The sequence below is a fragment of the Aliivibrio sp. S4MY1 genome (genome assembly GCF_028765545.1).
Classification (GTDB): domain Bacteria; phylum Pseudomonadota; class Gammaproteobacteria; order Enterobacterales; family Vibrionaceae; genus Aliivibrio.
Map to the genome: position 1 here is coordinate 37,270 of NZ_JARACP010000003.1, position 19,508 is coordinate 56,777.

Genomic DNA, 19,508 nt, shown 5'->3' on the forward strand with positions numbered 1-19,508 from the left:
GTTTAATCCCTTATTTGATAATGGTAGCCAAGCCATTCTTTAAATTTTTTCACTACGTGCAAACTATGGCGAAGTAAATCTCTTTCCGTTCTATCGAGCTGTTCAATGTGAATGTAATTAGACACTCTATTTTGGCTGTTTTTTAACTGATGACGAAGTCGCCATTTAAAAAATAATTTTAATGCTTCGGTTAAGTTATCTGCGGTTGAGTGCTCTAAAACTTTGCGTGAGTTTAATTCTTCAATACGTTGAAAAGTATTGGTTTTTTCGATTCCTTGTTCCAAGGCGAGCGCGCGAATACCATGAACAATGGGGAAAATACCCCCTTGCTTAATATCAATCCCTTCTTTTTTATTTTTGACGTTGCCAAACAGAGTTAACGGCACCGTAAATTGCAGTGCTGGGCGAGTAAAAATGCTTAAGGCAAGTTCGTTATCTTTTAACTGATGACTTATGCTCTGCTTTAATGGCGTCAGTAAATCTCGATTACCAGCAACGGCTTGCGCATCAGAAAATATGGCTAAGTTCATCATATTCTCACCATTGTGCTCTGTGCTCATTCGTTCAATATAACGCTGCCACTCTTGCTCTGTTTTGACCCAGTGAGGGTTACTGACCATGACATTTCCTTTGCATAAAGGGTAGCCAAGCTGCAATAACGTCTGTGTAAATTGGGTCATTAATTCATTTACTTGGTGCCACTCTAAGCCATTCTTAATGATTAAAGCGTTATCTTGATCGGTTTTTAAGATCTGCTCACCTCGGCCTTCTGAGCCCATAACAATTAAACAGCAGTGATCATGAAGCCCTTTGGGGATGGTTAAACTAAATGCTTTTTCAATGATCTGTTCATTAACCGTAGAAATTAATTCCATGATAAATCGCGTTCGAATGCCGTTATTTAATAAGGTATTAATGAGCTGGGTTTGGCTATTAGCAGCAATGGCAAGCTCTTCAATACTTTGGGCTCTGGCGATGCGAAGTGTTAAGACGTGAGAGTGCGTTGAGAAAAGGCTTAATACCTGAGTCATATCGAGCATACCAACTAATTGCTGACTATCTAATACAGCCACTCTTTTTACGTGGTGGCGAGTCATAAGGGTCATGGCATTAAAAAGGTAGTCGTGTTTTTGTATCGATACGATAGGGTAGGTCGCAATTGGGCCCACAGGGTGGTTCGGCTCGTGATTATTGAGGACTAATGCGTGTAATAAGTCGGTGCGGGTTATGATCCCGATCGGCAATGAGTATTTATTTCTTTTATGCCTTGGGTCGTATTGGTTTAGTTCTACAAAAAGGGCATCAATATTATGTTCTTTAAGTAAATGTGTGACCTGTTTTAATGATGTATTCCAATCGACAGAAATGGCGGTTTGAATCGTATCATCATCAATTTTTGTCAGAATAAATTCGGCTAAATTTTGTTGTTGATTTGCTTGAGTGAGAAGCGCTTTACGTTTCGCTAAACTGCCATTGAAATAAGCAGAGAAATCAGCATTTTCGTGATAAATGGAAAGAAACACTTCGGTAGGAATAAGGTGACATAACGTATCTTCAAGGGCGTGATAGCAATGCTTTACTGAGCCTTCGAGCTGGGAACGGGCATCAAAAATATCATCATGAGTGTAATGAGCATAAATCTCACCGCTGTCGTTAGATCGCTCTTCAACTACGCCTTTGATAATAATGTATAAGCTTTCTGAGGATTGGCTTTGATGTAAAATAATGTCATTTTCACGAAAGTAAGCAATGTCGACATGACGCGTTAATTGCTCTTTCTGGTTTGCTGTTAGGGTATTAAATGGAGCAATTGAGAAATTGAGTTCACTTGGCATAGCTCCCCCCTTTAATTGATGATTTCCCTTATTCTCGCTAGATATGCAATAAGAATGAAGACGACTTTAGTCTAGAGTTTTCATAAAGAGCGTGAAAATTGAAGGTGAAGTCACATTTTAAAAGGTGCAGTTTTTTTCAATTCGTTTTTCCCTTTTTATAAACCCATACAATGCCATAATGAACGTCTCTTTTATTCCCTTTGGACATTGTCATGTTTCGCGTTTCTCCTTTTGCTTGGATCTCTCAATACTTTGGTGGGTTCTTTTTTGCCTATGGTGTTTATTTACCATTTTGGGCGTTGTGGTTTGAAGAACAAGGCGTCTCAGCAGGGGATATTGGTGTATTAATTGGCCTCGGGTTTGCGACGCGTTGTGTGGCGAACTTAGTTATCACGCCACGTTTGCATAAAGTGGAATATTTACTTCCCGCGTTACGAATTCTTACTTTCGCCTCATTAATCGCCCTTGGTTTGTTTTTAATTAATGGAGGGAGTTTCTGGTGGATGGCATTTGTCACCGTGCTCTTTAATTTATCCTGTGGTCCTGCAGTTCCATTGTCTGATGCGATGACAAACTATTACGCGAAGAATAATTTATTAGATTATGGACGTACGCGTTTATGGGGCTCAGTGAGTTTCATCGCGGGTTCTACGGTTGTTGGCTATTTAGTCTCAGGGTTCGGTACTGACATGATCGTGTATACCGCGATTGCTGGGATATTAGCGGCACTGTTTTTAGTGATGCGAAACCCAAACCCAATGCCAGTCTCGGTGTCTGAAGAAGATCAAACTCGTCCACCATTACTTGCACTATTAACCGAAACGCCAGTATTAAAGTTCATTATTTTAGTCTCGCTAATTCAAGGTAGCCACGCAGCATATTACAGTTTTAGTTCTATCTACTGGAAAGAATCAGGCTATCAAGAAAGTACGATTGGTTACTTGTGGAGTCTTGGTGTTGTGGCTGAAGTCATGGTATTTGCGTTTAGTAAGCGACTGTTTGCAGGGTGGAAGGTATCAACACTATTTAAAGTGGCTGCAGTTGGGGTGATGGTTCGTTGGGGGTTAACTGCAGCAACGACAGAACTGTTTGCGTTAGTGTTAGTTCAAGCTTTACACGGGGTGACATTTGCAATGGCTCATTTGGCAGCAATCCAATACATTCAACGCTTCCCTCAAAATAAGATGATCCCTTTGCAAGCATTATACAATGCGATTCCGTTAGGGGCATTTATTGCGCTAATGACGACATTAAGTGGTTGGGGCTATGAAGCGTGGGGAGCCAATATTTTCTGGTTAATGGCAGCAATGGGTTCGTTTGCTTTACTGATTAAATTGGATAAAGTGACCGATAAATAGGCCTTAATCACATTTGTAGGGTTGAGTAAAAAACAAGCGACAATTATAACGCTAGAATGGTGCTACAGAGTATTTGTACCCTTCTAGCGTTTTTTATGGCACTAGAGTGGTATCACCAAGGATGAGTGATGACACAAGGATGGATTGTGGTGCCAGTGTCGCTGGCGTATTTAGGATTATTGTTTTTAATTGCTTGGTATGGCGATAGACAAAAAGGGTGGCTAGCGCAATATCGCCCGTGGATTTATAGCCTCTCTATAGCGGTTTACTGCACCTCATGGACCTTTTATGGCACCGTAGGCCAAGCCACTAATAACCCGTGGTCTTTCCTTCCTATTTATCTTGCTCCTATTTTTGTGTTTGTATTTGCATGGCGATTTCTTGCCAGAATTATCTTGATTGCTAAGCGAGAGCATATCACCTCGATAGCTGATTTTATCGCGGCACGATATGGAAAATCTCAAGGATTAGCTGGGGTGATCACGATTATCGCTGTTGTTGGGATACTGCCTTATATTGCATTGCAATTGAGGGGCATCACTATGGGGCTTGATCTTGTTGCGCCTAATTTGGCTCTGGATTTAGGTTATCAAGATGGGCATATTTCTTGGTTTGTTGGCGGTGCCCTTGCTGTATTTACGATTCTTTTTGGTACTCGACATATTGATACGACAGAGCATCATCGTGGTTTGATGATGGCTGTTGCCTTTGAGTCGATAGTGAAATTGGTCGCCTTTCTTGCGGTTGGCGGTTTCATTCTTTATTTGGCTTATTCTGATGCTAATGTTGATTTAATTTCTATTGCCAAAGAAACCTACCAATCCCCCAATCTCATTACGCTTTTATTCCATACGATCTTAACAATGGCGGCGATAATCTGTTTACCGCGCCAGTTTCACACCACGGTTGTAGAGAATGAGCAGGCGCAAGACTTACGAATAGCGCGTTGGGTATTTCCACTCTATCTAATATTAATTGGCCTATTTGTACTCCCTATCTCTTGGGCTGGACAAGCTCTGCTCTCTGGTGGTGTTAGTGATAGTTTTGTTATTAGCGTGCCATTGTCGGTTGGTGCTGAGAATATGGCATTACTGGCTTTTGTTGGTGGAACCTCAGCCGCCAGTGGTATGGTTATCGTATCTACCATTGCACTGGCGATTATGGTATCGAATGATTTAGTTTTACCTTTGCTATTACGTCGAGTAAAAACCACAGGACGATCGTTCGGACATTTTTCTAAATTATTAGTAACGATTAGACGCGTGCTTATTCTATTACTGTTATTAGCGGCGTGGGGGTTTTACCAAGCACTTGATTCGATTGATTCATTGTCGGTCATTGGCTTGTTAGCTTTTGCGGCCATAGCTCAATTTGCACCAGCGTTAATTGGTGGATTGTATTGGCGAAATGCCAACAAAAAAGGCGTGTATGCAGGGTTAATTATCGGCTTTTTAATTTGGGTTGTTACTCTGATGAGCCAAACTCAAATGTTAGCAGGTAGTGCTGAAAATAACGTTTTATTATGGTTAATCACTCCTCCGGAATGGTTGCAGCAGCTAGAGGTGAAAACCTCAGATTGGGGAATGATGCTTAGTTTAGGTCTTAACACCCTATTATTTATTCTTGTTTCATCAATCACTCGGGCATCATTAAGCGAGCGTTTACAAGCGGCTGCATTTGTTGGCGCTCCTTTACCAGAAAATGAAGATGTCAGTGTTTATCAAACTCGCGTTACGGTGGGTGAATTAGAAATGTTGGCTTCACGGTTTGTTGGTCGCCGACGTGCTCAAAAAGCCTTTCGCCAATTCTCTCAACAGAATGATGAATCCTTATTGCCGCAACAACAGGCAAGCTCTGCACTAATTCGCCATACCGAGCGTGTACTGGCTGGCGTATTTGGCGCTTCTTCTTCTCGTTTGGTTCTTACTTCAGCTTTACAAGGCAGAAATATGCAGTTGGAAGAGGTGGCAACCATCGTTGATGAAGCCTCTGAGTTGTATGATTTTAGCCGTGGTTTATTGCAAGGAGCGATTGAGCACATTAGCCAAGGGATCGCCGTGGTTGATAAGCAGATGAAATTGGTTGCATGGAATCAACGTTACTTAGAATTATTTACTTTCCCTCCGGGATTGATTCAAGTGGGTAGACCGATAGCCGATGTGATCCGTCACAATGCAGAGCAAGGTTTGTGTGGACCGGGTGATCCTGAAATACACGTTCAGCGACGAGTGGAGCATTTAGAGCGAGGAACTCGTCATGTCTCTTCTCGTATTCGCCCTGATGGTCAGGTTATTGAAGTGCAAGGTAACCCGATGCCCAGTGGTGGATTTGTGATGAGTTTTACAGATATCACTGTATTTAGGCAGGCAGAAAAAGCATTAAAAGAGACCAATGAAACTCTCGAGTCGCGCGTTCACGAGCGCACCAAAGAGTTAGAAAAATTAAACCAGCGATTGGTTGGAGCAACCCAAAGCGCCGAATTGGCGTCTCAATCGAAAAGTCGTTTACTTGCCGCTGTTAGCCATGACTTAATGCAGCCTTTAAATGCTGCACGTTTATTTGCCTCTTCATTGAGTGAAGTTGCCCAAGAAGTAGAAACAAAAAAAATATCAGGCCATATTGAAAGAGCGTTAGGAGCCGCTGAAGAGCTGATTGGGGATTTACTCGATATTTCTCGCTTAGAAGCCGGTAAGTTAGAAACACATGTTCAAAGTTTTTCATTAAACAGTCTGTTTTCTAATTTGGAAGCGGAGTTTGGTGCGTTAGCCAAGCAGCAAGGCATTGACTTTACGGTTATTCATTCAAATGTGGTGGTGGAATCCGATCCAAAACTCTTACGCCGAGTCGTGCAAAACTTTTTAACTAATGCGTTTCGATATAATCCTCAAGGTAAAGTGGTACTTGGAGCAAGAAGGGTCGAAGGTCAAATACGTTTGGATGTATGGGACTGTGGAATTGGTATCCCTGAAGAAAAACAACAAGCCATTTTTGATGAGTTTACTCGGGTCGATCAAAGCCGGGCAGACCAAGGTTTAGGTTTGGGTTTAGCCATTGCTCGTGGTATCTCTCATGTGCTTGGACATACAATTTCATTGCGTTCATGGCTTAATCAAGGTTCGGTATTTTCAGTCACACTTGATAGAGGCGTACTGCTTGAGAGTAATGCGCCTACGATAGAACAAAAACCTGAATTACCATTGAGTTTAGTTCGAGTGCTATGTGTTGATAATGAACCAGATATTCTTATTGGGATGGAGTCATTGATATCTCGATGGGGCTGTGAAGTAAAAACCGCAACCGATTTAATGAGTAGCCTGCGTTGTCTAGAAGAGGGTTGGGTACCAGATGTGATCTTCTCTGATTATCGATTGGATAACGATAGAACAGGACTTGAGGTATTACAACAATGTCGTTTACGTTTAGGGAATGCATTTGAAGGGGTGATGATCAGTGCGGATAAAACCGATGATTTATTGGACAGTATTAAAACGAATGGATTTGGGTTTATTGCAAAACCGGTTAAACCTTTAAAGTTAAGAGCTGTGTTGAATCGTCATGTTAGAAAGTAATTATGAATTAATAAGCGCTATTGTATCGATATAAATAGCTAAAAGTTAAATGAAATAAAAAGGGAGTTAGCATTCACTAACTCCCTTTGCTTAGCCAATATCTGACGTTATTTATATACAATTAATGATCGTGTGCTTCACCTGCACCTTTAGGGAAACGAATTGATTCCACAAGGTCCTGCACATCTTTAGGCACTTCTGCTGTCACTTTGTTTACTGCAATTGAAACAATGAAGTTCACACACATACCTAGTGTACCAATCCCTTCTGGGCTGATACCAAACCACCAGTTATCAGGTGTGCTTGCAGCAGGGTTAATGAACTTAAAGTAAACAATATAAGCCGTGGTAAAGGTAACACCAGAAATCATACCGGCAATCGCCCCTTCCTTATTCATCTTCTTATAGAAAATACCCAAGATAATCGCAGGGAAGAAGGAGGCTGCTGCTAAGCCGAAGGAGAAGGCAACCACCTGTGCTACAAAGCCCGGAGGGTTTATTCCTAAGTAACCAGCACCAATAATAGCAACCACGGCAGCCAATCTAGCGGCGAGCAGTTCTTGTTTATCGGTCATGTTAGGCTTAAAGCCTTTCTTCAATAAATCATGAGAGATAGACGTCGAGATTACCAGTAGTAGGCCGGCAGCCGTTGATAATGCAGCGGCTAAGCCACCCGCAGCTAATAGTGCCACAACCCAGTTTGGTAAACTTGCTAGTTCAGGTGACGCCAATACGATGATATCTCGGTTGATGTCCATTTCATTACGTTCATCACCAGAGTAAAACATTTTGCCATCGCCATTTTTATCATCCCAACCAACAAGACCTGTGTCTTCCCAGTTTTTATACCAGCTTGGTGCATCAGCCGCAGCAACCCCTTGGCTATCTGGACCATTAATGGTTTCAATCATATTTACACGAGCAAACGCGGCTACCGCAGGTGCTGTGGTGTATAAGAATGAGATAAACAGTAACGCCCAACCCGCAGAGATACGTGCATCTTTAACACGAGGTACCGTGAAGAAGCGGATAATTACATGAGGGAGTCCAGCCGTACCCACCATTAGCGCAGCACAGATAAAGAAGACATCAACCATGCTCTTAGAGCCGTCAGTATATGGGGTAAACCCGAGTTCAGTGGTTAATCCATCTAACTTATCTAATAAGTAGACTTCAGAGCCAGTAACGGTTGATCCCATACCAATTTGAGGGAATACGTTACCTGTCATCATGATTGAAGTGAAAACAGCAGGAACAAGGAAGGCGAAAATGAGGACACAGAATTGAGCTACCTGTGTATAAGTGATGCCTTTCATGCCACCCAATACCGCATAGAAAAATACGATACCCATACCAATGATGATGCCGATATTAATATCAACCTCTAGGAATCGTGAGAACACCACGCCAACACCACGCATTTGTCCTGCCACATAAGTGAAGGAAACAAAGATGGCACAGAACACAGCAACCATACGAGCGGTTCGAGAGTAGTAACGTTCACCGATAAAATCTGGCACGGTGAATTTACCAAATTTACGTAGATAAGGAGCAAGACAAAGCGCTAATAGTACATAGCCACCGGTCCAACCCATAAGGTATACAGCACCATCATAACCAACAAAGGAGATGATACCCGCCATTGAAATGAATGACGCCGCAGACATCCAGTCTGCAGCAGTTGCCATGCCATTAGCAACAGGGTGAACCCCCCCACCTGCCACGTAGAACTCACTGGTTGATCCGGCGCGAGCCCAAATTGCAATTCCGATATAGAGAGCAAAAGTGATACCGACTAATATAAACGTCCAAGTTTGGATACCCATGATAATTCCTCTTAATCTTCTTGTACGTTGTATTTTTTATCTAGCGCATTCATGCGAGCAACATAGATAAAGATCAGTGCGACAAAGGTATAGATAGACCCTTGTTGTGCAAACCAGAACCCCAATTTGAATCCAGCAAATTGAACGGTATTAAGTGCATCAACAAATAATATCCCTGCGCCGTATGAGACTAAGAACCAGATCGCAAGCAGTCCACCCATGATCCCTAGATTTTCCTTCCAATAGGCTTGTGCTTGTTCTTTTGTTTCGAACGCCATAGCCAGCTCCTTTTTTATGTTAATAATATGTAACCAAAAAGAGATTAGCAGTGAGAAGAGAAGAAAACAGTGCAACTTTAGTCGAGCAGATAAAGAAAAACGCCCAAAATATGAGCGTTTTATGTGAGGTGACTACGGGAATTGATGTGTTAATTTTATGTTAATTAATACCAAGGTCTAAGGTATATTCATAACTAAAAATAGAAGTCTTTAATACCAAGCAGTAAATTGTTAACGGCAACAGCGGCTAAGATTAATCCCATAACGCGGCTAATAATCGCAGCACCTACGTTGCCAATTACCTTATGGATAAACGTTGCACCAAGTAATAAACATAACGTAATGACGAGAACGACAATCATGACTGCTGCTGTAATTGACTGATCTAAAAAAGAATAGCGAGAATTATCGGTTAGCATCACAATGGCCATCATAGCGCCGGGCGAGGCGATTGATGGGATAGCTAAAGGATAAACCGCTAAATCTGCTAGATCTGAATGACTTAGTTCCTCGCTCATCTTCTGTTCTTGATCTGGCTTGCTCTCACCAAAAATCATAGTAAGAGCAAAGATTAATAAGACTAACCCGCCAGCAACCTGAAAGGCAGGCAAAGGAATTTGCATTGCTTCTAAGAGAAGTTGACCAATAACAAGGAAAAATAAAAGTACAGCCGTCGCGATCGCTACCGCTTTAAGAGCTACGACTTTACGTTGTTTAGCGGTTAGGTGTTGAGTTTGTGAAAGATAGACAGGAACGGATCCTATAGGGTCAATGACTGCCCAAAGAACAACAAATTGAGTGATGAGGATACTTATCATGGGTTCTCCCAGAGGTTAGGTTACGCAGAGGGATTAAAATAATGAATGGGCAACCTAACTTATTTTAACGGCTAGAGTGTTATATCAAGGTTAACTTTCCGTTTGTTGCAATAAAATAACCGCTTGAGTGCGATTTTTAACGCCCAATTTTCTAAATATTGCCGTCATGTGCGCTTTTATCGTGGCTTCTGATACTTCTAAATCATAAGCGATTTGTTTATTGAGTAAGCCATCAGATAGCATACCAAGTACCTTGTATTGCTGAGGAGTAAGAGCCGCGATTTTGGTCGCGAGATCATCACACGCTGCCGAATTTTTTATTGACCCTTCAGGGAAATAGGAATCACCAGCAAGAATTTGATTTAAGGCTGCAATGAGTGATTTCATATCGCTAGATTTAGGAATAAAGCCAAAAGCACCATGACTTTTGACTTGAGATACAATACTAGGCTCTTCACTGGCTGATACAACAACAATAGGCAGGTCTGGATATTGAGAGCGAAGTTGTATTAATCCAGACATCCCATTGCTACCAGGCATTTTTAAATCCAATAGAAGCAAATCTGGATCGGAGTCTTTTTGTAAGACCGTTAATAACCCTTCAAGCGAATCCGCTTCTATTAAATTAGCACCACTGATTGCCATGTGAATGGATTGAAAAAGCGCATTGCGAAATAAGGGGTGATCGTCGGCGATGATAATGGTGTAGTTGTCGTCCATGGCTACAAAATTCCTTATAAGTGATTAAATAAAATTAACATCCCCTACGGTTTTGAGCAATTTTTAGTCGCTAAAGTCTGCGCTGTCTCTCTAACTCATCTCTTATTTTAAATAAACGGGCGTTTTTGATGGGATCTTAATATTTAAAACAAATTAATTTGAAGGGCTAGACAATTAAATGAAACGAAACTAAACTTCTTTCAAATCGAAACTTATTGAGTTTGTTATGTCAAAAAGAAACACGAAACAACGCCGTCATATGATCCTTTCCCTACTAACAGAACAAGGTGAAGTTAGCGTTGAATATCTTTCTGATTTGTTTGATATATCTGAAGTGACTATTAGGAAAGACCTAACAGAATTAGAAAAGAATGGTTTACTGATGCGTAAGTATGGTGGAGCGGTTTTAATGCCATCAAATATTATACAAGAAGACAGTTGTGAAGAAGTTTCGAATCGAAAGTTATCTATAGCTGCTGCAGCGGTAGAACTGATTAAAGATCATAATCGGATCATTATTGATAGCGGTAGCACAACCGCGGCATTAATTAATCAATTATCGAAACGAAATGGCTTAGTGGTGATGACCAACTCATTACCCGTTGCTAATGCACTGCAAGAAATTGAAAACGAACCAACGTTATTGATGACAGGTGGAACATGGGACAGTCACTCTGACTCATTTCAAGGTCAAGTGGCCGAATCGGTTTTAAGATCCTATGATTTTGATCAGCTGTTCATTGGTGCTGATGGAATTGATTTAGAACGCGGAACAACCACATTTAATGAATTAGTGGGGTTAAGCCGCGTGATGTCTGAAGTGGCTCGTGAAGTCATTTTAATGGTGGAATCTGAAAAAATTGGTCGAAAAATCCCTAACGTTGAATTGCCATGGGACAGCATTGATGTGTTGATCACCAATAATGATTTAAGCCAAGAACAACAACAGAAAATTGAATCACATAATGTACGAGTCATTAGAGCTCAGTGATTTAATTTATATGATACCGCTGACATTTTTGCTGCCGATCAGCGGTTCTTACCAAGAAACGACCATCGTTTTTTAAACTAAAAAATTTAAAATTAGAATAATTGGAGTATTGCCATGTGTGGGATCGTAGGTGCAGTTGCACAAAGAGATGTAGCTGAAATTTTAGTTGAAGGATTACGTCGTTTAGAATATCGCGGCTACGATTCTGCAGGGATTGCAGTTGTTGATGCAGATAGTAACTACACGCGTTTACGTCGTTTAGGAAAAGTGAAAGAACTAGCGAATGCGGTTGAAGAATCTCATGTTGTTGGTGGTACAGGCATCGCTCATACTCGTTGGGCAACCCATGGTGAGCCTTCTGAAATCAATGCACACCCTCATGTCTCTGGCGATATTACAATTGTTCATAATGGCATTATTGAGAATCACGAATCATTACGTATTTTATTGCAAGAACGTGGTTATGCCTTTGCATCTCAAACCGATACCGAAGTGATTGCGCATTTAGTGGAGTGGGAGTTACGTACTTCAGATTCATTAATTGAAGCAGTACAAAAAACAGCAAAACAATTAGAAGGTGCTTACGGTACTGTGGTTATGGATCGTCGTGATCCAGAGCGTCTTGTGGTTGCTCGTTCTGGTAGTCCAATTGTGATTGGTCGTGGTGTTGGTGAAAATTTCTTGGCTTCTGATCAGCTTGCCTTACTCAACGTGACTCGTCGCTTTATGTATCTTGAAGAAGGTGATGTTGCTGAGATCACTCGTCGTGATGTGGTGGTTTTCGATGCTCGTGGTGAACGAGTAGAACGTGAAGTAATAGAATCAAACACTGAGCATGATGCGGGTGATAAAGGGCAATATCGTCACTTTATGCAAAAGGAAGTGTTTGAACAGCCTAAAGCGCTTATCAACACAATGGAAGGGCGTATAACTCACGATTCAGTGGTAACTGAGAGCATTGGTGTTAATGCGGTTGAGATTTTAAATAAAGTAGAACATATACAAATTATTGCTTGTGGTACTTCTTACAATGCAGGCATGACGGCTCGTTATTGGTTTGAATCATTGGCGGGCGTGAGTTGTGATGTCGAAATTGCTTCTGAATTCCGTTACCGTAAATTTGTGACGCGTCCAAATAGCTTATTAATCACCTTATCTCAATCTGGTGAAACGGCAGATACCTTAGCAGCACTTCGCTTAGCCAAAGAGCGTGGCTATATGGGGGCAATGACGGTGTGTAACGTTGCAGGATCTTCTCTGGTTCGTGAATCTGATTTTGCTTTCATGACACGTGCAGGAACTGAGATTGGCGTTGCCTCAACCAAAGCATTTACGACTCAGCTTGCTGCATTGCTTATGTTGGTAACAGCATTAGGTAAACAACAAAATCGTATTTCAAAAGATAAAGAGAAAGAGATAGTTGAAGCCTTGCATGCATTGCCTGCTCAAATTGAACAAGCGTTATCGTTTGATAAAGAGATTGAAGCGTTAGCACCTGACTTTGCAGACAAGCAACACACGCTATTTTTAGGCCGTGGTGAGTTTTACCCAATTGCGGTTGAAGCGTCTCTGAAGTTAAAAGAAATTTCTTATATTCATGCTGAAGCGTATGCGGCAGGTGAGTTAAAGCATGGTCCACTAGCGCTTATTGATGCAGAAATGCCAGTGGTGGTGGTTGCGCCAACCAATGATTTATTAGAGAAGCTAAAATCAAACGTAGAAGAAGTACGTGCTCGTGGTGGCTTGTTATATGTGTTTGCTGATGAGCAAGCGGGTTTTGAAGCGGATGAAAGCATGAAGATTATTACCATGCCTCATGTGAGTGATATTACTGCGCCAATTTACTACACCATCCCGATGCAGTTGCTTTCGTACCATGTTGCTTTAATTAAAGGGACGGATGTCGATCAACCTCGTAACTTAGCGAAAGCGGTAACGGTAGAGTAAGTAAGTTAACGCCGTGTTGTTAGCACGGCGTTTTAAAGGGCTATTTAGATAAGTTATTGAGTTTTGAATCGTGATAGTAATGTATTCAAATCGTCACTTTTACTATGAAGCTCTTTCGCTTCTATTGTGATGCCTGCAATACTTTCATCAGCTGATAGTGATAATTGATTAACTTGGGTGACATTACGTTCAATTTCTTTTACCGCTTCGGCTTGCTCTGATGTCGCACACGCAACTTGTTCTGCTTGCATTGAAACGGTTTCAAATGATTGCATCAAGGTCAACAGAGCTTGGGTTATCTGTTCCATTTTATCGGAAGTTTGATCGGCACTTTCTCTATTGGTCGCCATGTCATTCGCAACACTTTGCGTATTACTCTGGATACCTTCAATAATTTGCTGAATATTGTGAGTCGATTGCTGCGTTTTACTTGCTAAACTTCGTACTTCATCAGCAACAACCGCAAATCCACGTCCAAGCTCACCAGCGCGAGCTGCTTCAATGGCTGCATTCAGCGCCAAAAGGTTAGTCTGATCTGCTATTTCTTGGATTACACGCAATACATCTCCAATCTGTTTTGCGTCTACAAGAAGAGCGTTTACGCCAGACTCAGAATGAATTAGTGCTGTGTTTAACGTTTGTACTTGTGCATTTGCTTCCTCAGTAAGGGAACGAGCATGCTCAACGTTATTTTTCGCTTCCGAAACATGCTGGCGAGTCATCTCTGCATTTTGTGCAATGTCTTTGACTACATGATCCATTTCTGTTGTTGCTGTCGCAATAACGGTTAGTTCAGAGCGCTGCTCTTCCATATCACGAGAGGTTTTTAATAATGCATTGCTCACGCTATGTGTTGTTACAGCAACATCTGTAGACACTAATTTTGATTCATTGATGATATCTTTTATTTTAGCGTTATAACCATTAAATCCATGCGCTAATTGCCCAAGTTCATCGTTAGAGGTAATAGCTAACTGACGTGTTAGATCCCCTTCGCCTTGAGAAAGAGCAACCAGTTCATCAGCAATTGTATTAACATTACGTAGTGAGCGGTTAATGACGAGCATAACGGTCATACCCACAATGATGATGACCAAGAAAGAGCCGAGTAATACATTACGCATTAAATTGGATAATTGGTTATCAAGTTGCGATTGAGGAACCAATATAGCTAGATGCCATGATAAGTTGGGATGGGCTACTGAAATATCATGTACAACGGCGTAATAAGGCTGCTCTTTTAATGTCAGATTAAGTAAAGCATCAGTTGCTACATTTGAATTATTCAGTTGAGCTATGCCTGGATTTTCTTGATCTAATAATTGAAGTGTCAGTTCTTTTGAGTCTTTTTCTTTCATATCAGAAAAAAGAATCACGTTACCTTCATCATCAAAAACAAGTAATTCAGCATTATCACCATAGTTAGTCTCACTCAGTAATAGCTTTTGTAAGGCTTCTAGCTTGATGTCAGCACCAGCAATATAAGCAAGTTTATTATCTTGATAAACCGGCATATAGATAGAGCCACTCATTTGACCTGAGCGAATATCAATTACGGTTGCGGCCCAAGCCTTGCCTTCACTTACCGAACGCTTCCACCAAGGGCGATCTTGTAAATTGGCTGATGGGTCATAATAACGGCCAGATTTATCAAAATATTCGCTAGTCGCACTTATTGCATAAAAAAGGCTGTATAACTGTGGGTCTTGATGATTCATATCTTCAATAAAAGTATTAACTTGAAGGAAGTCTGAATTAGTTTTTGGATCTTCCGTGGTTGTTCTATTACCCGCAAAATTCTTTAGTACTGGTACATTAGCGAATGCATCTACTTTTGATTGGAATCGCTCAAAGTACCCTTGTGTGATTAAGCTACGCTCGGTCACTATACTAGTCATTCTTTGAGCTAGCTCAGAACGAGCGATAGATGAAAAATTTTGATACGCCTTCCAACCAGCAATAGAACATGCTAGCGCAATAACACACACAATACCGAGTGTAATTCGATGAGAAAGAGATTTGGTTCTTAGCTTGTTCATTATGTAAATTCAATATTTAAGATATTTCAGCATATTATGTGAATATGGATAATGCAAAAAGGTAAATATATTGATTAAAATGATAAAAAAACAAAGTCATTATAAAACATCAATTATATCAAAAGGATAGAGTGTCTGTATTTCTTGGATTTGTGTAGTATGTCATACATTATCTTGGCTCGCTTGTTCTTGGTGGTAAAACTCTGCCTTTGTTTTACTTTGACGTACTTTAGCTGGAGTTAAGGTCGTTTTTGTTTTAATAAATTTGGAGAAGTACGATGGCTCATCAAAACCGAGTAGTTCAGAAATATGCTGAATAGGTAATTCGGTGTATTTTAATAAGCGTATTGCTTCGACAAGAATATGCTCATTCATAAGTTGTTTTGGTGGTTTTCCTGAGCATACAATACAGGCCTTTCTCAGTTGGTACATTGAAACTTTAAGTGCTTTGGCCATATCATTAATATTTTGCAGCTTTCTTTTAGAGTTAAGCATATCTAAAAAAGCCGAGTAGAGATCATTGCCTATAGTTGTTTTCGGTATTTGTACCTTTTCTGAAATTAGGAGTAATAAAGAGATAAGCAAATGTTTGATTACAGGCTCTTGGATCGGTACTCGAGTAGCTAGATCTGTGATTAAACTAAAAAGTTGATCGTAGACATGATTTTGTTTCACTAACGTACAGTGTGAAAAAAGTGATTCAATATATAGTATGGATTGTGTATTTAAATCGTTAAACCAATAGTTGTCACTGACAGCAATAACAATACCTTCCCACTCAGATTCTTGTATGAATCTATGAACGGATTGCTTAGCAAACAGAAGTATGTCGCCTTTATTAAGGTTGATTGTTTTACCATCAACTTCATGTTTGGCGGTTTGAGATGTAACAAAAAGGAGAGCGCTAAAATCAATACGATGTGGGTGGAATAAAGCATTATTATTATCCAGTTCAATTAGCTTTTCTTTTGACCATATTTGGATAAGTTCAGCCTCTTGAGTTGTTTTTTCAGTTAGTCGTATTTGTGGGATAATCATAACTAAATTCACCGTGATATAAGCTCTCTAAAAAGTATATAAGAGAACTTTATTATTAAAAATCTATTTAGATTAAAGTTTAATCTCTTATTTTTAAATATAATACCTCATTGAACTTTATTACTATTTTTTGAAATAAATAACGACAGTCTTATGCAGACTGCCGTTTTTATTTATCTCTTTAGAACCGTGATGTTAAATTAAAATTAAATTCCTGCAGGTTTAAAGAAAGCTTTTAAACGTTTAGTGATCATTAAGCGAGAGACCGTAAACATTCCTGAAACCGTACGTTGGTGTAGGCGGAAAATTGTATCGTATAAGCGGCGAATTAATCGACCTTGTAATACTAATTTCCCTTCTAAACGTGTCCCTGGAGCAAAAGTACCAACGGCAAAGTGATGACCAACAGCAACCACCATTCCACTGTCTTGGAAGATAAAATCTCTTAGCTCTTTTCCACGTAAATAACGACTTAAACTTTTAGCTAAGTGAACTGCTGCACGGTTAGCGGCTTGAGCTTTTGGTGGAACAAAAACACCATCAGGTTGCGGAATTGCAGCGCAATCACCAATAGCAAAGATACGAGGATCTTCGGTTGAGCTCAGATTTTGGTTTACGTTAATTTGGTTCATACGGTTGTAGCTTAAGTTCCCAATACCATTTAGCCAATCCGGCGCTTTTATACCCGCCGCCCAAAATTGGATATCAGCACCAAGAAATTTATTAACATCTGTTCGCATACCGTTTGCAGTTACTTCACTAATGCGAGTTTCTAGTAATACATTTACGCCACTTTTTTCTAGCTCTTTTAATACCTTGTCAGACATTTTTTGTGGACTATTAGGTAATACACGATGTGCCGCTTCAATTAAATTAATACTTAAAGATGAAGCGTTATAGCGTTTTAATTTTTTACTTACTCGAGCTAATTCGGCCGATAACTCAACACCAGTAGCACCAGCTCCTACAATGTTTATTGTGCTGTTTTTGCCTTCACGTAAGATTTGGCTAATTTGATTCCACGCTTGGCGTGCTTGACCTGCTGAATCTAAAAATAGGCAGTGGTCTTGAGCGCCTAGCGTATTAAAGTCATTACTGATTGCACCAATGGCAACCACAAGGTAATCATAGCTTAAGCCTGATTCTGTGCCATCTGGACGACGCACTAATAACGTTTGGTTTTTACGGTCGATTCCCGTCATCGCACCTTGATAATGCTGGTAACCGTGATGAGCTCCATGAGTGAAATAGCATACCGAATCTAAATCACTATCAAATGTGCCAGCTGCGATTTCGTGCAGACGAGGCTTCCAATAATGATGTGTTTCAGGTTCAACCAGAATGATTTCATCTTCTTTACGGATTGATTTAGTTAATAAGGTTGATAGCTCTAGACCAGCAGCGCCACCGCCTACAACAATGATTCGGGACATAGCATTTTTCTCACAATATTTTGGCTTAAAGAGGAGTTAACTCACTCGAAAATAAGCCAAAGAATAATCTTCATTACAGAGCGCAACAGTGCGTGCTGAGTTTCAATGTGGCTATTATATTTATTTCTTAATTGGTGATAATGGGTTTTAAATGAAAATCACTTTTACGTAATGGTAATAAATGGGCGTGAGTAAATGAATGGTCTTGGAGAGTAATGCATAAGTTTGAACCCGTTGACAATTCTTAATGAAATAGTTCGTTTTTAATCCATTTATTTGTTTTTAATCTGTTTATTGCCAATACTTATCTCAATAGAAATGAGTACCTGAACCATACTCTTCGTCTCTTAAATATGGATGTTTTAGATGCCGTTTTTTATATCTCGATTATCACTTTTAACTTTATTTAGTATCCCTCTCGCTTCTTCTGCGATTGAATTTACTGATCCCATTGATGGAAGCCTCGATATGGGAGAGTACCTCGCAGAAAACGCTTATGGTTTTCTTCCCATGCCCATTTTAATTACAGAACCTGCTTTAGGTTATGGTTTCGGCTTTGCTGGTGTGTTTTTGCATGAATCTGAGAAGCAGAGAGAAAAGCGTAAACAATTGGCGGCAACCTCTTTGAATGGAGGCGCTCAATTATTAACTCCGGCAATAACGGTTGCTGGGGGCTTAGCAACAGAAAATGGAACATGGATGGGGTTCATTGGGCATAGACGAACCTGGAATAAAGATACTATCCGTTACATGGGTGGTTTGGCTTATGGTGATATGAATATGACCTTTTATCGCCAAAAGAATAATGCAGGAGCGTTAGAACCGATTGTTGGAAATAGCGGGGTGGAGTTTGGTATGCGTGGCGGTGGTGGTATGCAACAGCTTCAGTTTCGTATTGATGATTCACCGCTTTTTTTGGGTATTGTACAAAAGTACTTTCAACCGGAGTTGAGTATCAATAGCCACCCGAATGCAGATGAAATTTTAAATCGATTAGGAAATACGACTCCGACAGGATCAGGGGTTGGTTTGTTAATGGAGTACGATACAAAGAATAATTTTTTGAATCCAATGAAAGGGATGAACTATACCGTCGAATATCTCTGGTTTAGAGATGGTATTGGAAGCGATTATGATTTTGATACGTTAAACATTAAAGGCCACCATTATTGGACACTGACATCGCAATGGTCTCTAGCGATGAGAGGGTATTATAAATCACTGTATACCGACGAAAGCCTTCTTCCTCCACCAGCGTATCCTGATATTCAATTGCGTGGTATCGCAAGAAATAGATACCAAGGTGAGCAGACGTTATCGCTTGAAGGACAAGTTAATTATCAATGGACAACGCGTTGGTCAAGTAATCTGTTTGCAGGTTTAGGGTATGCATCATCACATCATAATTCATTACTTAAAGAGGATGAGCAATACGCTTATGGCGTAGGTTTTCGTTATTTAATTGCTCGCCGTTATGGAATGAAAATAGGAATAGATGTAGCGTTTAGTGAAGAAGATACTGCGCTTTATTTCCAAGTTGGCATGGGAATCTAGGCAAACATACACATCAAAGCTTAAATTTGAGCTTAGTGAATATCAGAAATAAATAATGGATAGACCTATAGTTAAACTATCAAAACTAACCATGAAGGTGAAA

Annotated in this window: 13 protein-coding genes; 5 read left to right on the forward strand and 8 right to left on the reverse strand. The window is 40.3% G+C overall.

Annotated features, from left to right (window positions below; genetic code table 11):
* Positions 1-2: 2 nt before the first annotated feature.
* A complete protein-coding gene (locus PVK71_RS04295; RefSeq protein ID WP_274419543.1) occupies positions 3-1,835 on the reverse strand; it encodes a putative nucleotidyltransferase substrate binding domain-containing protein in 1,833 nt (610 codons plus the stop codon).
* 212 nt (positions 1,836-2,047) lie between these two features.
* Here PVK71_RS04295 and PVK71_RS04300 point away from each other — a divergent pair, with 212 nt between their 5' ends.
* Positions 2,048-3,193 carry a 3-phenylpropionate MFS transporter gene (locus PVK71_RS04300; protein WP_130048523.1) on the forward strand — a complete coding sequence of 382 codons (1,146 nt, stop codon included), beginning with the start codon at positions 2,048-2,050 and terminating at the stop codon, positions 3,191-3,193.
* 128 nt (positions 3,194-3,321) lie between these two features.
* On the forward strand, positions 3,322-6,762 hold the full coding sequence (locus tag PVK71_RS04305) for a PAS domain-containing hybrid sensor histidine kinase/response regulator (RefSeq protein ID WP_274419542.1): 3,441 nt from the start codon (positions 3,322-3,324) through the stop codon (positions 6,760-6,762).
* Between the two features lie 121 nt (positions 6,763-6,883).
* On the opposite strand, the gene PVK71_RS04310 is transcribed toward PVK71_RS04305, so the two are convergent.
* The 4 genes from PVK71_RS04310 to PVK71_RS04325 form a co-directional block, all read right to left on the reverse strand.
* A complete protein-coding gene (locus tag PVK71_RS04310) occupies positions 6,884-8,587 on the reverse strand; it encodes a sodium:solute symporter family protein (protein ID WP_130088035.1) in 1,704 nt (567 codons plus the stop codon).
* Positions 8,588-8,598: 11 nt separating this feature from the next.
* On the reverse strand, positions 8,599-8,865 hold the full coding sequence (locus tag PVK71_RS04315; RefSeq protein ID WP_130043815.1) for a DUF4212 domain-containing protein: 267 nt from the start codon (positions 8,863-8,865) through the stop codon (positions 8,599-8,601).
* Positions 8,866-9,059: 194 nt separating this feature from the next.
* Positions 9,060-9,683: a MarC family protein gene (locus tag PVK71_RS04320; protein ID WP_130048526.1), complete on the reverse strand. Its 624-nt coding sequence runs from the start codon at positions 9,681-9,683 to the stop codon at positions 9,060-9,062.
* A 90-nt stretch (positions 9,684-9,773) separates the two neighbouring features.
* Positions 9,774-10,403, reverse strand: coding sequence for a response regulator (locus PVK71_RS04325; RefSeq protein ID WP_274419541.1), 630 nt, complete (start codon positions 10,401-10,403; stop codon positions 9,774-9,776).
* Positions 10,404-10,629: 226 nt separating this feature from the next.
* Here PVK71_RS04325 and PVK71_RS04330 point away from each other — a divergent pair, with 226 nt between their 5' ends.
* Together PVK71_RS04330 and glmS are read left to right on the forward strand one after the other, a co-directional pair.
* Positions 10,630-11,394 carry a DeoR/GlpR family DNA-binding transcription regulator gene (locus tag PVK71_RS04330; RefSeq protein WP_274419540.1) on the forward strand — a complete coding sequence of 255 codons (765 nt, stop codon included), beginning with the start codon at positions 10,630-10,632 and terminating at the stop codon, positions 11,392-11,394.
* A gap of 114 nt (positions 11,395-11,508) precedes the next feature.
* Positions 11,509-13,341, forward strand: a complete 1,833-nt coding sequence (glmS, locus tag PVK71_RS04335; RefSeq protein WP_274419539.1) for a glutamine--fructose-6-phosphate transaminase (isomerizing) — start codon at positions 11,509-11,511, stop codon at positions 13,339-13,341.
* A 53-nt stretch (positions 13,342-13,394) separates the two neighbouring features.
* Here the strand turns inward: glmS and PVK71_RS04340 are convergent, their stop codons facing one another.
* The 3 genes from PVK71_RS04340 to PVK71_RS04350 form a co-directional block, all read right to left on the reverse strand.
* Positions 13,395-15,380, reverse strand: a complete 1,986-nt coding sequence (locus PVK71_RS04340; RefSeq protein ID WP_274419538.1) for a methyl-accepting chemotaxis protein — start codon at positions 15,378-15,380, stop codon at positions 13,395-13,397.
* 162 nt (positions 15,381-15,542) lie between these two features.
* A complete protein-coding gene (locus PVK71_RS04345) occupies positions 15,543-16,418 on the reverse strand; it encodes an AraC family transcriptional regulator (protein ID WP_130043821.1) in 876 nt (291 codons plus the stop codon).
* A 206-nt stretch (positions 16,419-16,624) separates the two neighbouring features.
* The gene (locus PVK71_RS04350) at positions 16,625-17,851 is read right to left on the reverse strand and encodes an NAD(P)/FAD-dependent oxidoreductase (protein WP_274419537.1); all 1,227 of its coding nucleotides are present in this window, start codon (positions 17,849-17,851) and stop codon (positions 16,625-16,627) included.
* 366 nt (positions 17,852-18,217) lie between these two features.
* Between PVK71_RS04350 and PVK71_RS04355 the strand changes: the two genes are divergently transcribed.
* Positions 18,218-19,405, forward strand: coding sequence for a BamA/TamA family outer membrane protein (locus PVK71_RS04355; RefSeq protein ID WP_274419536.1), 1,188 nt, complete (start codon positions 18,218-18,220; stop codon positions 19,403-19,405).
* The last annotated feature ends 103 nt before the right edge of the window (positions 19,406-19,508 follow it).

Bases quoted from the DNA above. Each gene is read 5' to 3' on its own strand.
- PVK71_RS04310 (WP_130088035.1), bottom strand. From the start codon at position 8,587: ATGGGTATCCAAACTTGGACGTTTATATTAGTCGGTATCACTTTTGCT.
- PVK71_RS04345 (WP_130043821.1), bottom strand. From the start codon at position 16,418: ATGATTATCCCACAAATACGACTAACTGAAAAAACAACTCAAGAGGCT.
- PVK71_RS04315 (WP_130043815.1), bottom strand. From the start codon at position 8,865: ATGGCGTTCGAAACAAAAGAACAAGCACAAGCCTATTGGAAGGAAAAT.
- PVK71_RS04300 (WP_130048523.1), top strand. From the start codon at position 2,048: ATGTTTCGCGTTTCTCCTTTTGCTTGGATCTCTCAATACTTTGGTGGG.
- PVK71_RS04320 (WP_130048526.1), bottom strand. From the start codon at position 9,683: ATGATAAGTATCCTCATCACTCAATTTGTTGTTCTTTGGGCAGTCATT.
- PVK71_RS04295 (WP_274419543.1), bottom strand. From the start codon at position 1,835: ATGCCAAGTGAACTCAATTTCTCAATTGCTCCATTTAATACCCTAACA.
- PVK71_RS04330 (WP_274419540.1), top strand. From the start codon at position 10,630: ATGTCAAAAAGAAACACGAAACAACGCCGTCATATGATCCTTTCCCTA.
- PVK71_RS04325 (WP_274419541.1), bottom strand. From the start codon at position 10,403: ATGGACGACAACTACACCATTATCATCGCCGACGATCACCCCTTATTT.
- PVK71_RS04355 (WP_274419536.1), top strand. From the start codon at position 18,218: ATGCCGTTTTTTATATCTCGATTATCACTTTTAACTTTATTTAGTATC.
- glmS (WP_274419539.1), top strand. From the start codon at position 11,509: ATGTGTGGGATCGTAGGTGCAGTTGCACAAAGAGATGTAGCTGAAATT.
- PVK71_RS04350 (WP_274419537.1), bottom strand. From the start codon at position 17,851: ATGTCCCGAATCATTGTTGTAGGCGGTGGCGCTGCTGGTCTAGAGCTA.
- PVK71_RS04340 (WP_274419538.1), bottom strand. From the start codon at position 15,380: ATGAACAAGCTAAGAACCAAATCTCTTTCTCATCGAATTACACTCGGT.
- PVK71_RS04305 (WP_274419542.1), top strand. From the start codon at position 3,322: ATGACACAAGGATGGATTGTGGTGCCAGTGTCGCTGGCGTATTTAGGA.